The organism is Microbulbifer sp. SE14, from assembly GCF_059834885.1.
Genome location: NZ_JCBAJA010000003.1, coordinates 149908 through 168517, shown reverse-complemented (window position 1 = coordinate 168517; position 18610 = coordinate 149908). Strand labels below are relative to the sequence as shown.

12 protein-coding genes are annotated in these 18610 nt (G+C 63.3%); 9 read left to right on the top strand and 3 right to left on the bottom strand.

The features are described 5' to 3' along the window. Nucleotides 1-108 precede the first annotated feature (108 nt). Together trhA and AC6R19_RS03710 are read left to right on the top strand one after the other, a co-directional pair. The gene (gene trhA / locus AC6R19_RS03715; protein ID WP_500578209.1) at nt 109-756 is read left to right on the top strand and encodes a PAQR family membrane homeostasis protein TrhA; all 648 of its coding nucleotides are present in this window, start codon (nt 109-111) and stop codon (nt 754-756) included. Between the two features lie 100 nt (nt 757-856). Continuing rightward, nucleotides 857-2086: a lytic murein transglycosylase gene (locus tag AC6R19_RS03710; RefSeq protein WP_500578207.1), complete on the top strand. Its 1230-nt coding sequence runs from the start codon at nt 857-859 to the stop codon at nt 2084-2086. Nucleotides 2087-2279: 193 nt separating this feature from the next. Here the strand turns inward: AC6R19_RS03710 and AC6R19_RS03705 are convergent, their stop codons facing one another. From AC6R19_RS03705 to AC6R19_RS03695, 3 genes are read right to left on the bottom strand one after another with little or no spacing between them, the layout of a single operon-like run. Then, complete coding sequence (locus AC6R19_RS03705; protein ID WP_500578206.1) at nt 2280-3308, bottom strand: succinylglutamate desuccinylase/aspartoacylase family protein; 1029 nt, start codon at nt 3306-3308, stop codon at nt 2280-2282. 57 nt (nt 3309-3365) lie between these two features. Then, a complete protein-coding gene (locus AC6R19_RS03700) occupies nt 3366-6428 on the bottom strand; it encodes a DUF6531 domain-containing protein (protein WP_500578205.1) in 3063 nt (1020 codons plus the stop codon). A 25-nt stretch (nt 6429-6453) separates the two neighbouring features. Further along, nucleotides 6454-7317 (bottom strand): Stp1/IreP family PP2C-type Ser/Thr phosphatase, encoded by an 864-nt coding sequence (locus AC6R19_RS03695; protein ID WP_500578204.1) that lies wholly within the window; start codon nt 7315-7317, stop codon nt 6454-6456. 216 nt (nt 7318-7533) lie between these two features. On the opposite strand from AC6R19_RS03695, the gene AC6R19_RS03690 reads away from it, so the two are divergent. The 7 genes from AC6R19_RS03690 to tssM all read left to right on the top strand — a co-directional run bounded on the left by AC6R19_RS03690 (nt 7534) and on the right by tssM (nt 18584). Next, nucleotides 7534-8325 carry a transposase gene (locus AC6R19_RS03690; RefSeq protein WP_500578202.1) on the top strand — a complete coding sequence of 264 codons (792 nt, stop codon included), beginning with the start codon at nt 7534-7536 and terminating at the stop codon, nt 8323-8325. A gap of 2 nt (nt 8326-8327) precedes the next feature. Next, entirely contained in the window at nt 8328-9815 is a 1488-nt protein-coding gene (locus tag AC6R19_RS03685; RefSeq protein ID WP_500578200.1) for a type VI secretion system contractile sheath domain-containing protein, read from the top strand. 332 nt (nt 9816-10147) lie between these two features. Then, entirely contained in the window at nt 10148-11857 is a 1710-nt protein-coding gene (gene tagH / locus AC6R19_RS03680; protein WP_500578198.1) for a type VI secretion system-associated FHA domain protein TagH, read from the top strand. A gap of 27 nt (nt 11858-11884) precedes the next feature. Then, on the top strand, nt 11885-12526 hold the full coding sequence (gene tssJ, locus AC6R19_RS03675; RefSeq protein WP_500578197.1) for a type VI secretion system lipoprotein TssJ: 642 nt from the start codon (nt 11885-11887) through the stop codon (nt 12524-12526). 31 nt (nt 12527-12557) lie between these two features. Continuing rightward, nucleotides 12558-13895: a type VI secretion system baseplate subunit TssK gene (gene tssK, locus AC6R19_RS03670; RefSeq protein WP_500578195.1), complete on the top strand. Its 1338-nt coding sequence runs from the start codon at nt 12558-12560 to the stop codon at nt 13893-13895. Between the two features lie 2 nt (nt 13896-13897). After that, entirely contained in the window at nt 13898-14752 is an 855-nt protein-coding gene (gene icmH / locus AC6R19_RS03665; protein ID WP_500578193.1) for a type IVB secretion system protein IcmH/DotU, read from the top strand. A gap of 289 nt (nt 14753-15041) precedes the next feature. Beyond that, nucleotides 15042-18584, top strand: a complete 3543-nt coding sequence (gene tssM / locus AC6R19_RS03660) for a type VI secretion system membrane subunit TssM (RefSeq protein ID WP_500578192.1) — start codon at nt 15042-15044, stop codon at nt 18582-18584. Nucleotides 18585-18610: the final 26 nt, after the last annotated feature.

Here is an 18610-nt window from a genome sequence, read left to right as displayed (position 1 = left end):
TTCAATCCTTGCGCCGGGATGCCACTGTCGCGATGATGTGGACTAGATTTAATCAATTGGTCACAGACAGCTGTCAGGCTGCCAGCTTAAAAGATATCGGGGGGATCCATGCCAACCACCGCCGCTACCCGCTACAGTCTCGCGGAAGAGATCGCCAACAGCATTACCCACGGCGTGGGCGCGCTGCTCGCCATCGCCGGGCTGGGGGTGCTGTGCGGATTTGCCGCGCTGCGCGGCGATGCCTGGCATATTGTCAGTTCCAGTGTCTACGCGGCCACGCTGATTCTCTGTTTCGGCGCCTCCACCCTGTATCACGCCATCAGCCATATCCGCGCCAAGGAGATACTGCGCACCCTGGACCACTCGGCCATCTTCCTGCTGATAGCGGGCACTTACACACCCTTTACCCTGGTGACCCTGCGGGGGCCTTGGGGTTGGTGGCTGTTCGGCATCATCTGGGGACTGGCGCTGGCGGGACTGGTCATCCAGTTCACGCCGCTGAAAAGGATCCGGGCCCTGTCGATCACGCTCTCCGCGCTGATGGGCTGGGTGGTGATAGCGGCGATCAAACCTCTGATGGACAGCCTCGAGCCCGGCGGCCTGTGGCTGCTGGTACTGGGCGGTCTCTGTTACACGGGTGGTATCGCCTTCTACCTGTGGCGCAGCCTGCGCTTCCACCACGCCATCTGGCACCTGTTCGTACTGGCTGGCGGCGTGCTGCATTTCTTTGCCGTGCTTTTCTATGTAATTCCCTGAGCGGTTTTGATCGGCGTCACGGGAAAAAGAAATCCGCCTTTCGGTCGACAGCTTACCGTTCTACCCTTGAGCGAGCTATTTGTTCGCTGAAGGAATCCCTATGTCCAGCTCCCGCCCACTTTTTCATTTCCCCCTGCTCTTCGCCCTGTTCACCGCCCTGATATTCCCATTGCCGTCGGCTGCCCGGGAGGCCGCGGACCCGGGGTTCGAGAAATGGGTAAAGGATTTCCGCAAGACCGCGATTGCGAACGGTATTTCCGGCGAGGTCTACGACCGCGCCTTCGAGGGCATCACGGCGCCGGACCCGTGGGTACTGGAGAAGGCCGCCTATCAGCCGGAGTTCAAGGCGCCGGTCTGGCAGTATTTCGACAATCGGGTGCGAAAGCGCGCGGTGGAGCGGGGCAAAAGGGAGAAGGAAAAGCTGCAGCCCTGGCTCGACAAGATTGAGCAGCGCTTCGGCGTGAACCCCAATATCCTGCTGGCGATCTGGTCGGTGGAGTCCAGCTTCGGGGAAATCCTGGATAACCAGAAGGTAATGCGCAATGTGATCCGCTCCCTGGCAACCCTGGCATACGCCGACCCGCAGCGTAAGAAATTCGGCCGCCAGCAATTGCTGGCGGCACTGAAGATACTGCAGAGTGGCGATATCGACGAGAGCCACCTGACCGGCTCCTGGGCCGGTGCCATGGGCCACACCCAGTTTATTCCCACCAGCTACCAGGCCTATGCGGTGGATATGGACGGCGACGGCAAGCGCGATATCTGGAATTCGGTGCCGGATGCACTGGCCACCGCCGCCAGCCTGCTGTCGAACAACGGCTGGCGCAAGGGGGAGACCTGGGGCTACGAGGTCACCATTCCCGAGCGCAAGCTGCCCGCCGGCAAGCTGACCATCGCCGAGTGGGAAAAGCTCGGCGTCAAGCGCGCCAACGGTGAGCCCTTTCCGCGCCAGGATGACAAGGCGGAGCTCAAGCTGCCGGACGGCCGCGGTGGCCCCGCCTTCCTGATGCTGAAAAACTTCTTCGTGATCAAGCGCTACAACAACTCCGACCGCTATGCGACCGCGATAGGCCTGCTCGCCGACCAGATAGGTGGCGCCCCCGGCCTGGTGCACGACTGGAAGCGGCCCTTTACCCGCATCGACAGCGCCCAGGTGGAGGAGCTGCAGACGCTGCTGAAGGAGAAGGGTTTCTACAAGGGCGAGATAGACGGCAAGGCGGGTTCCGGTACGCGCAAGGCGATCCGGGAATTCGAGAAGAGCGCCGGTGTGGAAGTGCTGGGGTATCCGAGCCGGGAAGTCCTGGATCTGCTGAAGGAAAACGGATCGTAACTACTCGTCCCTGTTACCAGTAAGCGAGGCTCGGGCGGCCCTGCTGCCGGTGGTTACCTGGCAAAAAACCTCATCGGTAAATATTTGCCAGGTAACCACCGGCAACAGGGCCAGCGCATTGAGTTCCGGTATTCTTTTCCGAGTCCCGAGTCCCGAGTCCCGAGTCCCGAGTCCCGAGTCCCGATGGGGCGAGCTATAAACGCTCCCCCACAAACGCCTCATCCGCCAGCGCGTCCTGCATTTCCTCCAGCCGCTCCACCACCTCGTGGGGCTCGCTGAAGCGGGCGATATGGAACATGGCGTCGCCCTCCTGCACCAGCGGTAAATTCAGCCGGCCTATCACTATGCCGTCGTCGTCGCTCACCACAGTATCCAGCTCGTGGCCGTAGGGATCGAGGATGCTGGCCAGCAGTTCGCCTTTTTCCACCCAGTCGCCGAGCTTGCGCTCGAAACGCACTATGCCACTGCCACCGGCGCGCACCCAGCCGCTCTCATAGGAGATAAACGGCTCCATGGATTTGCGGCCCTGGCGCATCGGCAACATCTTCAGCTGGCGCATTACATTGATCACTCCGCGCACGCCGGAGCGGATGCAGACCTCATCGAAGCGCAGCGCCTCGCCGGCCTCGTAGAGCAGTATCTTCACCTGCAGGTCCGTGGCCGCTTCCCGCAGCGAGCCGTCGCGCAGATTGGCGTGCAGCATCACCGGCGCACCGAAGGCGCGGCCCAGTTCGCGGATTTCCGGGTCGTCCAGGTTGCCGCGGATCTGTGGCAGGTTGCCGCGGTGTATGGCACCGGTGTGCAGGTCTATACCGTACTGGCACTTGGCCACCACCTCGTGCATGAAGACATAGGCCATGCGCGAGGCGAGGGATCCCTTGCTGGTACCGGGGAAGCAGCGATTCAGGTCGCGGCGGTCGGGCAGGTAGCGGGACTGGTGCAGCATGCCGTAGACATTCACCACCGGCACCGCGATCAGGGTGCCGCGCAGGGACTTGAGGGCGCGGCTATTGATCAGGCGGCTGACGATCTTGACGCCGTTCAGTTCGTCGCCGTGAATCGCCGCGGACACGAACAGGCAGGGGCCGGAGCGCTTGCCCCGCTGCACATAGACGGGAATCGCCATTTCCGTGTCGGTGTACAGGCGCACCACCGGCAGGTCGATGCGTTTGGTTTCACCGGGCGCCACGGACACGCCGCCGATTTCAAACTCCTCTGCCATGCCGGACCTTTTACCATCTCCTTTCTTTATTGTAGGGCTGAAGGCATCGTGAATGGGCTAAATCAAATCTCCCGTCGCGGTCAGCCAGCACCGCAGCAGCGGATGCCAGTATCCCCGCCAGCAATACCAGAGTCCGGTCTCGCTGTCGGCGAGCAGGCCGCGGCCGCGCCAGGGGCCCCGGTCGCCCCCTGACTCGGCTGTCCCCTTCCTGTCCCGGGCCTCCCAGAGCAGTTCTCCGTCGTGATCGAACAGGGCCAGGGGCTGTCCCCGCGGGTCGACCAGGTAATGCTGTATTTCATCCTGGCGCCAGCGGCACAGCAGGCTCTGGTCGCCCGGGTGGTGTAGGTAGTGGGCGGTCGACTGGGGCTTGCCGTTGAGGATAATGGTTTCACCCCACAGGCCCAGGCTGTACCAACCGGTGTTGATACGGCGCCGGCGGGTGGACTTGCGGTGGGTGCTGAGTTTGCTCAGGCGGCGCCCGAAGGGGTCGTAACGGAAATAGGTCTTGAAGTCGCCGCACTCGGCGCTGCTCAGCAGCCCCCAGCCGTCGTACTGGTAGAGGTACTCCCGCCGGTTTGCGCTCCTGAGCTCGCGGGTGATGTTTCCGCGCGTATCCCTGGATAAACCTTTCTCCGGCACCGTTACGTTGGCTTGCGGCGCAGCCAGGCTGAGAGGTGTCTCCAGCTGGAACTGCCATAGCAGATCCGGATCGGTTTCTATGGCGGTGACTTGTCCGTACTGATAGCGGTAGTCACTGCGCCTGTCGCCCTGTATCCGGATCGCGGACTTCCCCTTCTCTTCGCAGCGGAACTCACAGCGAAACACAGCCTCGCCGTTGGCGTCCACGCCGTAGACCTCGCCGTCCGGTGCCAGCGTATAGGCCAGGTCGAGGCTGTCGGAGCTGCTGCCCTTCAGCCAGCCGCGGGCGTCGTACTGGTGTCTCAGACTGATGCTGTCCGTGTCCCTGCTGTCACAGTGCTCGGCCACCAGCAGGTTGCGGCGGTCGTACTGGAAGCGGACCGAGGAGTGGCCGTTGTCGGCCTGCACCAGTCTCTGCTGTTGGTCGTAGTGGAATGCGCACTGCTCGCCGCTGTTGTTGCGGATCTGCTTCGGAGTGCCATCACCCGAGTAGTGGAAATACCAGCGGGTGTCGTTGTCGCGGTATTCGCGCACTTTCCCGTCCGGGTTGTAGTGCCACTGGCGCAGGCGCTTGTCCGGATCTTCGCGAGAAACGAGCTGGCCGAATTTGTCGTATTGCCAGGCAGTCACGCCGGCCTCTGTCTCCAGCCCGGTCACCTGCCTGTGGGCATTGTAGTGCAAATGCCATTCGCGACCGTCGGCAAAACGGATCTGCCGGCAGTTACCACCCTCATCGAGGTGCCAGTGCAGACTCTGGCCATTGTCTGCGTGCAGCGCGCAGGGCCGGCCGCGTTCGTCGTAATCCAGCCGGTACTGATATTCGCCGACGGTGATTTCCCGCAGTTCACCGCTGTGGCCATAGTGCCACTGCCGTCGGGCTTCCCCGTCGGCGACCAGCGCGGTCGGCCGCTGCCAGTAATCGTATTCAAACCCCCACTGGCGGTCGCCGCGCCGGATCGACTGCAGTTGTCCCTGGCTGTCCCAGTTAAACTGCACCCGGCCACCCTCGGGATCGGTGATCTGCAGCAGCTGACCGCGTTCGCTGTAGTGGCACTGCCACTCGTGGCTTTCCGGATCGACGATCCTGTCGGGCAGTCCGAGATCGCTGTATTCATAGCGCCACAGCTGTTCGTTCCCCAGCTGCGTGGCGGCGGGAAAGCCGCGCCTGTCGTAGAGGTGGCGGTCGCTGATACTGTTGTGCGTGTAGCGCGTGAGCCGGCCCAGTTCATCGTATCTGTAGATACTGCGCTGGTTGTCGGCGGCGATGGCCTGGCATAGATTCCCGTAGAGATCGTAGAGCCAGCTCCTGTGCCTGTCCTGCTGCTGTTCGGCGATCAACTGGCCGCAGGCGTTGAACTTCCACTGTATCGGGTGGCGGTCGGAGGAATACAGGGTGCAGCGCCGCTGGGCCCTGCGCCAGCTCAGGGTCTGGGTGAGCCGGTTGAACTGCAGTTCGCAACAGCGCTGTTGATTGTCGTAGCGGAACTGCAGGTTACCCTTTTCGGCACTGTCGATGGCGGCGAGCAGCTGCTCCCGGTACTGATAGCGCTCTCGCAGCAGGCCGACTGCGGCTTCCACGAGTAGCTGTGCATCGTATTGGTAGTGACACAGCTGTTGCTGGTCGCCGGGCGCGTGAGCGTTGGCCAGCTGCTCGATACGCCCGTTCCGGCAGCGGAATTCCACCACGCGGCCCCAGGAGCTGACTATTTTTCTGGGCAGCCCCTCCCGGTAATCGATGGTGAGGGAATTGCCGAACCGGTCGCGGATTTCCGCCAGCGGCAGGGCGCTGTTGACGCCGTCGGAGCGGAAGATTTTATACGGCTGGTCGAAGCCCGAGACCCGGTAGCTGTGCAGGCTCTGGCGGTGAAGCAGCAACCGCTCGAAGCGGTTGTAGCAGCTGTGCCCTATGGCGGGGACCTTGAAGCGTACCAGCCGCCCCTCGGCGGTGTGCAGCTCCGCCTCCCCGTCCCGGACCAGCAGCTGTTCGCTGAGGCTGTGGCGCCAACCGGTGCCCAGGCCTGTGTCCTCGTTATCGCTGTGCCGGTAAAAGCGCTGCCAGCGAAATTCGAGCGGGCCCGGCAGTATTGCATCGGTGCGCTCGAAGGCCACTTCACCGTTGCAGGCGATCACATGTCCCGAAACCCGCTGGCAAAACTCCAGTGCCGGCAGTGGCTGCTGTTGCGGATTGACACCGGGCGCGCTGATTGCCTGTATGGGGCCGGCGTCAGCAACAAAGAGCTGGCGTTGCTGTGGTGCCCCGCCGAGGCTGTACTCGTTCGGGGCAATCTGCGGCAGCTGCGGCCACAGATTGCCGAGTGGGGAATCGGGTAGAGCGTTGGGTGCAGAAGGCTGCTCACCGCGGTTGAGCCGGTACAGCCAGCGGCAGGCGGAGGCCGGGTCTCCCGATCGCATATCGACAGTCGGCGGATGCAGCTTTTGCAGTAATCGCGGGATAGGGTTGGCCAGACGTTCCGGTGTCATAGCGGCTTTCTCATAAACTTTAAAACTAGCGCTGTTCCCTGCGCACGGTGACGTCTTCCTTTTTCGGTCTCAGCGTGATGCTGTTCGCGCTTTCTGTCGCCGCCACTTCCGGTTGCTTGGAAAACTCCAGAATGCCGGCACTGATATTGTCCCTCCCGCCGAGGCGGTTGGCATCGTCGATAAACCGGTAGACGCATTCCAGGGCCGGGCGGTGCGTCGCCAGTATGCGCTCTATCCCATGGTCATCGAGATACTCGGTGAGCCCGTCGCTGCACAGCAGCAGAAGGGCGTTCTCGGTGAGCTTCCAGCTGTTGATGTCGGGTTCCACCTGCTCGGAGACGCCCAGTGCGCGGGTGATGTGATTGCGAACGCTGGACTCCTGGGCCTGCTCCGGTGTCAGCTGGCCGCTGTCGATCATCTCCTGCACCAGGCTGTGGTCCCGGGTCAGGCGCTGCATGCCGTAGTTGTTCCAGAGGTAGGCGCGGGAGTCGCCGAGATGGGCGACGATCAGGAAGTCGTGCCAGATCACCGCCACCACCAGCGTAGTGCCCATCTGTGACAATTGCGGGTGGGCGCTCTTGGCGGTGAGTATTTCCCGATTGGCGCTGTGGATGGCATCCATCAGCGCGGCCCGAAGCATCAACTGCTGCTGCTCCGGGGAGCAGGAGAGGAAGGTGTGTTCCAGCAGACCGTCCAGGTTTTCCTTCAGGGTATCTGCGGCGATGTTGCTCGCCGTGGCGCCGCCGCTGTACCCGCCCATGCCGTCGGCGACGACTACATAGGCAAAAGGTCTGTCCGGGTCGGCGTGCCAGCGGATGCTGTCTTCATTTTCCTCGCGAACCTGACCTATGTCCGTCCGCCCGTTGACTGCCAGCCTGATGGGCTCCATGTCAGTTGCGACTCCCTGTTAATCTGTACTGCTGAATTTACATTCGCGCTAATCGATTTTTATTCGTTATTTGGCGCAATCGAAACCGGCCGGTAATTTTAACGTGGTGAAACGGGGTGTTTGAAATTTTTTTCTTTGTTTTGCGATAATGGCCCACCGGTATATGGACAAGGCACAGTCGGTACGGTTGTGCAGCATAAAGGATTTGTTGGCAAGATGCCCCGTCTCCCCAGACTCAACCTGATAGATATTCCCCAGCACATCGTTCAGGTGGGCCACAACAACCTGCCCTGCTTCTTCGATGACGAAGACTACGAGTTCTACCTGATCAGCCTGCGCAACGCCGCGGAGCAATACCGCGTTGACGTTCACGCTTATGTGCTGCTACCCAACATGGTCCAGATTATTGCCACGCCCAGGGTGCCCGACGGCGTCTCCTCGATGATGCAATCCCTGGGGCGCCGCTATGTCCAGTATGTCAATCATCGCTACAAGCGCTCCGGAACCCTGTGGAGGGGGCGCTACAAATCCAGCCTGATCGACTCCGATGCCTATCTGCTCACCTGTTACCGCTATGTGGAGCTGCGCCCCCTGTACCTGGGGTTGGCGGATTCACTGGGCGACTACGTCTGGTCCAGCTTCAACCACCACGCCAGCAATGCGGAGAGCGATGTGATCACCGACCACCGGCTCTATATGGCCCTCGGAGAAACACCGACGCAGCGCGCGCAGGAGTACAGGAAACTCTTCCGCTACAGCTTTGACCGGCGCCTGCTGGAATATATTGCCGAGACCATCAAGTTGGGCCATGTCTTGGGCGGCGATGCCTTCAAGGACAAAATCGAGCAGATCGCCAACCAGCGGGTCAGGCCGCTGAAGCGCGGGCGGCCGAGAAAATCAAAAAAAATCGAACAGCCAGGGGCTGAAGCGGCCCCGACAAAAATAGCCGCGCCCAAAGAGCTGTCCCGACAAACCGAAAACGCCGACCTGGCCCCAATGGAAACCTGAGTGTGAACCGAGCCACCATCAATTCCGGCGAAACTGTCTTTCGCGGCGAGCGGGATGGAATCCGCCGACAAACTCCCGGCCAACTGCTGAAAGTCGCGATACTGGGCGATTTCAGCGGCCGCGCCAGCCGGCGGCAGTGCGAACCGGAAACCCTGTCCGGGCGCAGGGCCCACCGGCTGACCAAGGACAATTTCGAATCCCTGTTCGAGCAGCTCGGCGTGCGCCTGCAGCTGCCGACGATGGACGAGCCCTTGTCCCTGCTGGAGTTCGACGACCTGCATCCCGACTACCTCTACAGCCGCCTGCCGCTGTTCAGGCACTTTATCGAACTTGAAAAGCGCCTGCTGAATCCGCGGGAGTTCGACCTGGCCGCGGAGGAGATGCAGCAGTGGAAGCCGGAACTGGAGCCGCAACCCGAAAAGCGGCTGGGCGCGGAATCCCTGCTGGACGCCATCCTGTCGGGGGGCGGCTATCGGGATTTCCAGCCGCGCGGGGGGGCGATCCAGGTCGATCGCCTGATCAGGGACATAATCGCCCCCTATGTGCAGCAAAAGCCGGACCGCCGTCGGGACAGCTACCTGCAGGCGCTGACACAGGCGGCCTCCGAGGCGATGCGCAAGATCATGCACCACAGCGATTTTCGCCAGGTCGAGGCCAGCTGGCGCAGCCTGCAGCTGCTGCTGCGCCGCCTCGACGATCACCCGAACCTGCAGCTCTACCTGATCGATGTCAGCAAAGAGGAATTGCTGGCGGATTTCGCCAGTGCGGAGAGTGACCTGGAAAAGTCCGGGGTGTTCAAGTGCCTGGTGGAGCGGGAGACCGCAGCGGGTAATCGGCCCTACAACCTGGTCGTCGGCGATTTCTTCATTACCGACGAGGAGCGGGATCTGCACCTGCTGATCGACCTGGCCACCATCGCCGAGGCCGCGGGCAGCGCGCTGGTCGCCGGCGGTGACAGCCGGCTGGCCGGCTGCCCCGGCCTGGCCGGTTCCACGGATCCCGACGATTGGCACTACCCGCTCTCGCGGGAGTTCGCCGAGAGCTGGCAGGCGGTGCGGGATTACTCCGCCAGTGCGCATGTGGCGCTGGCCGGACCCCGGTTTCTGCTGCGGCTTCCCTACGGTGCCGACTCTTCCACGACGGACTGTTTTGATTACGAAGAACTGACACAGGAGCACGGGCACAATTACTACCTGTGGGGCAACGGCGCCTACCTGCTGGCGCTGTCGGTCTGCCAGCAGTTTTCCCACGTCGGGCAGCTGGAACCCGTGCGATCGGCCACCTATGACAGCCTGCCGATGCATATCCGCAGGTCTCCGCAGGGCCAGTGGATAGTCCCCTGTGCCGAGGCGCTGCTGACGGACAGGGCCGCGGCGCACTTCGAGCGGGCCGGCATCAGTACCCTGCGCTCGGTGCAGGGGCGGGACCAGATTCTGCTGCCGCGGCTGCAGTCTCTGGCCGGCGGCGATCTCCGGGGGCCCTGGAATTAATGGATGGCCTCGGGTTGTTTTTAAAAACTGGGTAACTACTAACTCCAGCGGCGCTAGGCCGGGGCCTTCACATCAGGTTTAGGTATTCTTTTCCCGAGTCCGGAGGGTGAGCAGTTACACAATTGGAAGAAATACCCCGCGGGTTTGACGGCTTCCGCCGCGGTGTGACCGGTTGCAGAATTTTTCCGGGCGAAAGGTGGCACCATGCCGTGACGCGACTAGTGCTGGGGGACGATAAATGAAAACCCTGTGTCGAAAGTTCCAAATGCGCTATCTGCATTGACCAGAATGTTAGTCGATAATTTTTAATTAACTATGCGGGCCAGAGTTAAATGGATCTGATTCTCTCGGTGTTGGCGGACCCCAAGGGGGCCAACATGCTCAAGCACACCAAGCTGTTTACCCAGGCAGGTGGCAGTCTGGGCCGCGCGGACGGCAACGACTGGGTGCTGCCGGATCCGGAGCGGGTGGTCTCTTCGCAACACGCCCGGATTGCCTTCAGCGACAACCAGTATTACCTGATCGACAACAGCACCAACGGCACCTATGTCAATCAGGGGTCGAACCCCCTGGGCAAGGGCAACCGGGTTGCCCTGAACGACGGCGATATCATCGGTGTCGGCGACTACCAGCTAAAGGTGGCCCTGCGCCGGCCCCAGGCCGAGAGCGGCCTGCCGAAAGGACTCGGCGACGCCGACTTCCTCGACGGCTCCGATCGCACCACCTTCAGCGCCGCCTCGGCGGCGAAAATGCAGAACCAGGCGGAGGCGCAGCAACTGGACAGCTGGCTGGAGCCGGGTGCCAGTTCCAGCGCGTCCCACACCGGCGAGTGGGGCTATGTCGGCAGCGCCGGCCAGTCCGCCGACAGCCTGGGGGGAGACCTGGGTGGGGGGCTGCCTGGAGATAGTGTCGACCCGCTGGCCGCGTTCGACTCGGGAAATAATTTCGCTCCGGGGGCCGATCCCCTGTCCGGCTTCGGTACCGGCGCCAGTGGTGCGGCCGGCAGCCAGTGGGCGGACGACGACTGGTGGAAGGACGGCAGCGAGCAGGATCACGCCCCGGCAGACCGCCACGCGATGCACTTCAGGCCGGAGCAGCCCGAGCCGGCACCGGCGGCTCCGCCGGCATCTGTTGCGGCGCCGCAGCCTCCGGTGACATCCCAGCCGGTCGCGCCCCCGCCCGCCGCACCCCAGCCGGTCGCACCTCAGCCGGCCACACCTCAGTCGGCCGCCAACAATCCCTTCGCGGAGTCCTTTGCGGCCATGCAGGGGCAGCAGGTCGAGGGCGCGCCGGGATTCGATAGCGCTCCTGTCAATACAGGCAGTCCGGATCCGGCGGCCGGGTTTTCCGCTGCATCGCAGCAGTTCTCCCCGCTGCAGCAGACAGCGCCGAATACCGGCTTTCAGCAGAATCCGGTCCAGGCGCCGCCACCTCCTCCGCAGGTGCCCGCGCAGACCGCGGCAGCTGCCGGCAGCAGCGCGCTGGCCGCGGCCCTGGGCCTGAACCTGGCCCCAGCGCAACAGCAGCAGCTCGACCAGCAGGCGGCGGCCATAGTGCAGGAGACCATTGCCCGGCTGATCGACCTGCTGCGCGCGCGCACCAGCATCAAGAACGAGCTGCGCGTGCAGCGCACCATGATACAGACGGAGGCGAACAACCCGCTGAAGTTCAGCGCCACCGCCGCCGATGCGCTGGCCGCGATGTTTGCCGGCAACGGCGCCTTCATGGATCCGCAGCGGGCCGTGGCGGACAGCTTCGATGATCTGTCGGATCACCAGGTGGCGGTGCTCGCCGGCATGCGCGCCGGCTACGACGCCATGTTGAAATTCTTCAACCCGGACAATATCGAGCGCCGCCTCAACAGCCAGGGCGGGGTCTTCGCCAGCAAGAACGCCAGGAACTGGGAGGGTTTCGTCGACATGTACCGGGATCTGGTCGCGGATCCGGACGCCTGCTACCGGCGTCTGTTCGGCGATGAGTTTGCCAGTACCTACGAACACCAGTTGTCAGAGCTGAAGAACGCCAGACACCTGAAAAACTAATCGAAAAACATACACAAGGAGCCTGTAGTGTCTATCAACAAAACCCTGGGGCTGCTGCTGGTTGGCGCGCTGGTGCTGTCGGTCGCGGCCTGCCAGACCACCCGTCGCACCCTCAATTTCGATACCAGTGTCGAACTGTCCGTGGACATAAAGAACGATGTAAACCCGGACAACGACGGGCGCGCCTCGCCGGTGGTCGTGCGCGTATTCATGCTCGCCGACGACCGGCAGTTTGCCCGCGAGGATTTCCTGAACCTCTACGAGAATGCCGGCTCGCGGCTGGGCAAGGACCTGATTGATACGGTGATCCTGAAGGAGTTCGCGCCCGGCGAACAGCGTGTCGAAGAGCTGCCGCTGACACCGGAGGTTCGGTATATCGGCCTGCTCGCGGAGTTCGTGCAGTACCAGCGCGCGGACGCGCTGATGCTGCTGCCCATCACCGACCACAAGAAGAATGAATACCGGGTGACGCTGGCCGACACCCGCATCGGTTCCCCGGAAGCGATCGCCAAGAAGCGGCGGCCGTCCACCTCGACCCTGTCGCGGCGCAGCACTTCCGGTGCCGATGACGAGACAGTGACCATTTCCAGCGAGGAGTACGAACGCATGCAGCAGCGACTTCAGCAAATGGAAAAGGCCAAGAAATCCACCGACACCATCGCCAGATAATTTACGAAGCTGGCTTCACTAGGGACTACACATGTCGGCAAACAACAAGGTGATCTGGAGCGAGGGCATGTTTCTGCGCCCTCAGCATTTCCAGCAGCAGGATCGCTACCTGGAGCAGTTGCTGGAGGCGCGCACCGCGGCGCTCGGCCCCTACACCTGGGGCATTATCGAATTGGCCATCGACAGCGAACCCCTGGCCATGGGCAAGATATCCGTCTCGCGGGTGAAGGCGATCTTCCCCGACGGCACGCCGATGCTGGCGCCGGAAAACGAGCTGCTGCCCGAGGTGCTGGAAGTGCCGGTCAACAGCAGGGACGAAATCGTCTACCTGTGCATTCCGATGAAGCGGCCGGGCAGCCAGGAATCGGTGCGCGACCAGGAGGACTTTCCCCAGGCCCGCTACCAGGCCAGTAACTTCGATGCGCGCAACAGCGCCTCCGCCTCCGGTGAATCCGCGCGTATTCAGGTGGGTAAGCTGCGCGTCTGCCTGAAACTGGAGAGCGACGACCTGAGCGGCTACGCGGCCATCGGCATAGCCCGGATTCGCGAGCGCCAGCCGGAAAAGCCGGTGGAGCTGGATTCCGAATACATAGCGCCGCTGCTCAACGCCGAGGCCTCCTCCGTGATCAAGGCCTATATCGAGGAGATCAAGGGCCTGCTGGATCACCGCGGCTCGGCGCTGGGCCACCGGTTGAGTGACAGCGGCAGGAGCGGCTCGGCGGAGATTGCCGACTACCTGCTGCTGCAGGTGATCAACCGCTTCGAGCCGCTGCTGCGCCAGCTGACGGCACAGCCGCGCCTGCATCCCCACAGCCTGTTCCTGGAACTGCTGCAGCTGGCCGGGGAGCTGTCCACCTTTACGGCTCCCAACAAGCGGCCGCCGGAGATTCCGCACTACGCCCACGAAAACCTGCAGCAGAGTTATGCCGGCCTGTTTTCCGCGCTGCGCCAGTCGCTGTCGACGGTGCTGGAGCAGACCGCCATCGCCATGGAGCTGGTGCAGAGAAAATACGGCATCTACGTGGCGCCGGTCACGGACCCGTCCCTGGTCAAGTCGGCGAGTTTCGTGATGGCGGCGAAGGCGGATATGCCCGGAGATCTGCTGCGCAGCCGCTTCCCGGGCCAGGCCAAGGTCGCGCCGGTGGAGGCCATCCGCGAGCTGATCTCCGCCCAACTGCCGGGTCTGCAACTGCGGCCGCTGCCGGTGGCGCCGCGCCAGATTCCCTACCACGCGGGCTTTACCTATTTTGAGCTGGAGCGCAGCGGCGAGCTTTGGCAGGCGATGCAGAGATCCGGCGGCTTCGCGGTGCACCTGGGGGCCGAATTTCCCGGCCTGACCATGGAGCTCTGGGCAATAAGGAACAACTGATCATGAGCAACGACAGCTTCATACCGCCGCGCGCGCCCACTGCCGGCGACCGCACCGTCATAGTGCCGACGCCGGGCGCCGCGGCCTCAGCCCAGTCGGCCCCGGGCCAAGCGGGCGGCGCTTTCCAGAGTGCGGAGTTGCAGCAGGAAATCCGCGTGCGCAACAGCCTCAACCCGCTGGTGGCCGCCGCCTCGAAACTGCTCGGCGCAATCATCAAACTGCGCACCACCATGAACCACGGCAATGTGCCGGACCTGCACAAGCGCCTGACCCGGGAAATCCAGAGCTTCGAGCGCGAGGCCAAGCAGCTGTCCCTCTCCCCGGAGACGGTGCTGACCGCCCGCTACCTGCTCTGCACCGTCGTCGACGAGGTGGTACTGACCACGCCCTGGGGCAGCGCCAGCGGCTGGAGCCAGCACTCGCTGTTGAGCCTGTTTCACAAGGAGACCTTCGGCGGCGAGAAATGCTTCGCGATACTGCAGCGCATGCTGGAGACGCCGGGCACCCACCTGGAACTGCTGGAATTGTTCTACCTGTGCCTGAGTCTCGGCTTCCAGGGCAAATACCGGCTGGTGCAGCGCGGCCACGAACAGTTGGAGCAGATCCGCGACAACCTCTACCAGACCATAGAGAGCCACCGCCCGGCGATGGAGCGGGACCTGTCGCCGCACTGGCGGGGCTGCGTCGAGCGCAAGACGCGGTTGATTCACTATATCCCGCTATGGGTGATTGCCAGCGTGGTCTTCGGTCTGCTGGTGGTCACCTACAGCGGCTATCGCTGGTGGCTGTACGAGAGCGCGACACCGGTGGCGGAGAGCATTGCCGCCGCGGCCACTGACGAAGCGGAAAACAGGTAACTGCTCACGCCTGTGGCACTGAATCGAGGCCGGTGGCGGCCCTGCTGCCGGTGGCTGTTTGCGGGACACGGGCTAGGCGCCCCCCGTGAATACATCCCTGTAGGCTTGGCAGCGAGGTCCCACTCGCTGACAGTCCCGCAAACAGCCACCGGCATCAGGGCCTTCGCATCAAACCTCGGTATTCGTTTCCGGGTCCCGAGGAGAGAGCAGTTACGAAAATAAAGGAAGTCGGTAATTCCCAGACTGTTATTACCCTGGCGCCGGAAGGGCCCGGGAGATGGAGCACTGCATGAAACGCCTGCGCGATTTTTTTACCAATAAATGGGTGCTGGGGCTTATCGGCCTCACGGCCCTGTCGCTGCTGATCTGGTTTGGGGCGGACTACATCAAGTTCGGCAGCGACAACGCCACCCTGTCTCACGGTGTGCGCCTGACCCTGATCGTGTTCATTTTCGCCATCTGGCTGGTGTGGAACCTCGCCCAGTGGCTGGTGGAGCGGCGCCAGAACCAGGCGTTGATCAAGGAGATAGAGGAGTCCCAGCAGGACGAGGTCGACCCGGACCGGGAGCGCAGCCGCGAGGAGCTGAGCGCGCTGTCGAGCCGCTTCCGCGAGGCCATGGAGGTGCTGCGCAAGGCCAGGTTCAAGTCGGACCGGGGCAGTGTCTCCCTCTACCAGCTGCCCTGGTACATCATCATTGGCCCGCCCGGCTCCGGCAAGACCACGGCCCTGGTCAACTCCGGCCTGGAATTCCCGCTGGCCCGGAGCCACGGCAAGGAGGCCCTGGGTGGCGTCGGCGGCACGCGCAACTGCGACTGGTGGTTTACCAACGATGCGGTGCTGATCGACACCGCGGGCCGCTATACCACCCAGGACAGTCACCGGGTCTACGACAACAGCGCTTGGCAGGCTTTCCTCGGCCTGCTCAAGCGCTATCGCCGCCGCCGTCCCATCAACGGCGTCCTGGTCGCCATCAGCCTGCAGGACCTGATGGTGCAGACCACCGAGCAGCGGCTGCACCAGGCGAAGACCATCCGCCAGCGCATCAACGAGCTGCAGCAGCAGCTGGGAATCCGCTTCCCCATCTACCTGACTTTCACCAAGTGCGACCTGGTGGCGGGTTTCAGCGAGTTCTTCGACAACCTGTCCCAGGCGGAGCGGGAGCAGGTGTGGGGCATCAGCTTCCCCGCCGAGGCGGGCCCCACCGTCGGCGCGCCGCTGGACAGCTTTACCGCGGAATTCCAGCAGCTGATCGAGCGCCTCAACCAGCGGGTGCTGTGGCGGGTGCACCAGGAGCGCAACGTCGAGAAGCGGGCGCTGCTGCAGGGTTTTCCGGCGCGCATGGAGAGCCTGCGGGAAATCCTCGGCGATTTTGTCAAGCAGACCTTCGGCCCCAACCGCTACGACACGGTGCCTATGGTCAGGGGTGTCTATTTCACCAGCGGCACCCAGGAGGGCAGCCCCATCGACCGCATGATGGCATCGGTGAGCGCCGACTTCGGCCTGGAACGGGATATGGGGCGCAAATTCCAGGGCGCCGGCAAGAGCTATTTCCTGCACCGGTTGCTCAAGGATGTGATCTTCCCCGAAGCTGAGCTGGTGGGCGTCAACCGCAGGATCGAATCTGCCACCCAGTGGCTGCGCAGGGCCGTGTATGTGTCGCTGGCGGCGATCTTTGTCGGCGCGCTGTTCCTGTGGACCGGCAGCCTGGCGCAGAACAGGATCTATATGGGCGAGGTGCGCGATTACATCGCCCAGTACAAACAGGGCGAGCGGGAAAATGCCGGCAAGAGGCTGACGGCCGAGACCAGCCTGCAGCTGCTGGAGCCGCTGCAGGGCGCCGCCTCCGTCTATGAACGCGAGGAACATCCCTGGCTGAGCAATCTCGGCCTCTACGACGACAGGGTCGACAGGGCCGCGGACAAACTCTACCGGGACCAGTTGGAAAATGTATTCCTGCCCGCGTTGATCCGCGATATCGAGGGCGATCTCAATCGCCTCGGCAGCGAGGATCCGGCCCTGGTGGATACCCTGAAGACCTACCTGATGTTCTTCAATCCGGAGAAGCGGGATTCGCAGCTTTTACAGGACTACTACACGGCGCGCTGGGAGCGGCAGCTGCCCGGCGAGGCGCAGCAGCAGGCGCGGCTGGCGCACCACCTGCAGCAGCTGTTTGCGCGGCCGCTGCCGCAGAGCCTGCAGGCCAATGAGCGGGTGGTGGCGCGGGCGCGCCAGCAGCTGAGGCGCATCCCGGTGCCCCAGCGCCTCTACGCGCAGTTGCAGAACAGCGAGCTGGGCCTGACGCCGGTGGATCTGTACGGGGACATCGGCGGCGACACCGAGCAGCTGTTCGGCGTTCCGGCCACGGATCCGCGTTTCAGCATTCCCTACCTCTACACCAAGGCGGGCTACAAGGAACTGGATTTCGGCGCCGACTCCCCGCTGCTGACCAAGCTGGCGGAGGAGCGCTGGATCTACGGCGGCGACATCAGCGGTGAGGACTTCAGCGAGGCGGATCGCGAAAAGCTCGGCGAGGAGGTGAAGCGCATATACCTGGGCGAGTACCAGCAGCGCTGGCAGCAGTTTCTCGGCGGCTTCCCGATCCAGCGCTTCCGCTCCACCAGCCAGGCCCTGGATACGCTGTCCAAGCTCGCCGATCCGGTCTACTCGCCGCTGCTGGCCGTCTCGGAAATCACCGCAGACAACACCCGCCTGACGCCGCGGCCCGAGCTACCCACCGATGCCTCAGGGGTCGCGCTGCCGGTGTCGAGCAGGACGCGCAGCGCGGGCGCGGCGGCACTGGGCAGCGCCGCCGGCGCCCTGCAGGAGCGCTTCCAGCCGACCGTCGTCGACCTGCGTTTCGAGGAGCTGCAGCGCATCACCCAAAGCGAGAAGGGACGCCCGGCCAGGGTGCAGGAATACCTCTCCGCCATCGGGAAAATACAGGAATACCTGACCGAGATAGACAGCGCGCCTGATGCCAATGAGGCCGCCTTTACCAGCGCCAAGGCGCGCTTCGCCGGCGGTGGCGGCGACGCCATCAAGCAGCTGCGCATCAAGGCCGCCAATGCCCCGGCTCCTTTCGACCAGTGGCTGGGCGATATCGCCGACAGCACCTGGGGCCTGGTGATGGCCAAGGCGAAGCTGCACGCGGACCGCATCTGGCGCGAGCAGGTGTACGGTAATTACAGCCGCAGCCTCGCCAACCGCTACCCGCTGCGCAGCAGCGGGGAACAGGAGGTGCCGATACTGGAGTTCAACAAGTACTTCAAACCGGGCGGCGTCGAGCAGAAATTTGTCAGCGAATACCTGAAGCCGTTTATCGATACCCGCAGCTGGAGACTGAAGGCCCTGGAGGGGCAGAGCCTGGGGCTGTCCGCGGAAACCCTGGCGCAGCTGCGCCGTGCCGAGCGGATTCGCAATACCTTCTTCAGCACCGGCGAACAGGCGGGCTACTCGTTCCGCATAGAGCCGACCAAGTTGGATTCCGGCGTGCGCCTGTTCGCGCTGGAGATGGGCGAACAACGGGTTCCCTATTCCCACGGCCCCAGGACCAGCAAGAAACTGACCTGGCGCGGCGGCGAGAGCAATCGCGTGCGCATTATTTTCGAGGACCTGAACGAGACGGTGCACCGCAAGCACTTCGAGGGCGACTGGGCCTGGTATCGCCTGCTGGCCGCGTCCGAGCTGGAATCTGGCCGCAGCAGCACCGAGCACCTGGTGACCTTCGAGGAGCAGGGGCGCAGGGCGCAGTTCAGGCTGGCCGCCGCCGGCACCAACAACCCCTTCGATCGCAGCCTGCTGCGCGGTTACCGCTGTCCGGAAACCCTATGATCGCGGGTGAGCAACTGTCAGGAGGG

What these genes read in the sequence shown, in the direction of transcription:
- AC6R19_RS03710 (WP_500578207.1), top strand. Translation starts at nt 857, where the DNA reads ATGTCCAGCTCCCGCCCACTTTTTCATTTCCCCCTGCTCTTCGCCCTG.
- tssM (WP_500578192.1), top strand. Translation starts at nt 15,042, where the DNA reads ATGAAACGCCTGCGCGATTTTTTTACCAATAAATGGGTGCTGGGGCTT.
- icmH (WP_500578193.1), top strand. Translation starts at nt 13,898, where the DNA reads ATGAGCAACGACAGCTTCATACCGCCGCGCGCGCCCACTGCCGGCGAC.
- tssK (WP_500578195.1), top strand. Translation starts at nt 12,558, where the DNA reads ATGTCGGCAAACAACAAGGTGATCTGGAGCGAGGGCATGTTTCTGCGC.
- AC6R19_RS03705 (WP_500578206.1), bottom strand. Translation starts at nt 3,308, where the DNA reads ATGGCAGAGGAGTTTGAAATCGGCGGCGTGTCCGTGGCGCCCGGTGAA.
- AC6R19_RS03695 (WP_500578204.1), bottom strand. Translation starts at nt 7,317, where the DNA reads ATGGAGCCCATCAGGCTGGCAGTCAACGGGCGGACGGACATAGGTCAG.
- AC6R19_RS03690 (WP_500578202.1), top strand. Translation starts at nt 7,534, where the DNA reads ATGCCCCGTCTCCCCAGACTCAACCTGATAGATATTCCCCAGCACATC.
- AC6R19_RS03700 (WP_500578205.1), bottom strand. Translation starts at nt 6,428, where the DNA reads ATGACACCGGAACGTCTGGCCAACCCTATCCCGCGATTACTGCAAAAG.
- tagH (WP_500578198.1), top strand. Translation starts at nt 10,148, where the DNA reads ATGGATCTGATTCTCTCGGTGTTGGCGGACCCCAAGGGGGCCAACATG.
- trhA (WP_500578209.1), top strand. Translation starts at nt 109, where the DNA reads ATGCCAACCACCGCCGCTACCCGCTACAGTCTCGCGGAAGAGATCGCC.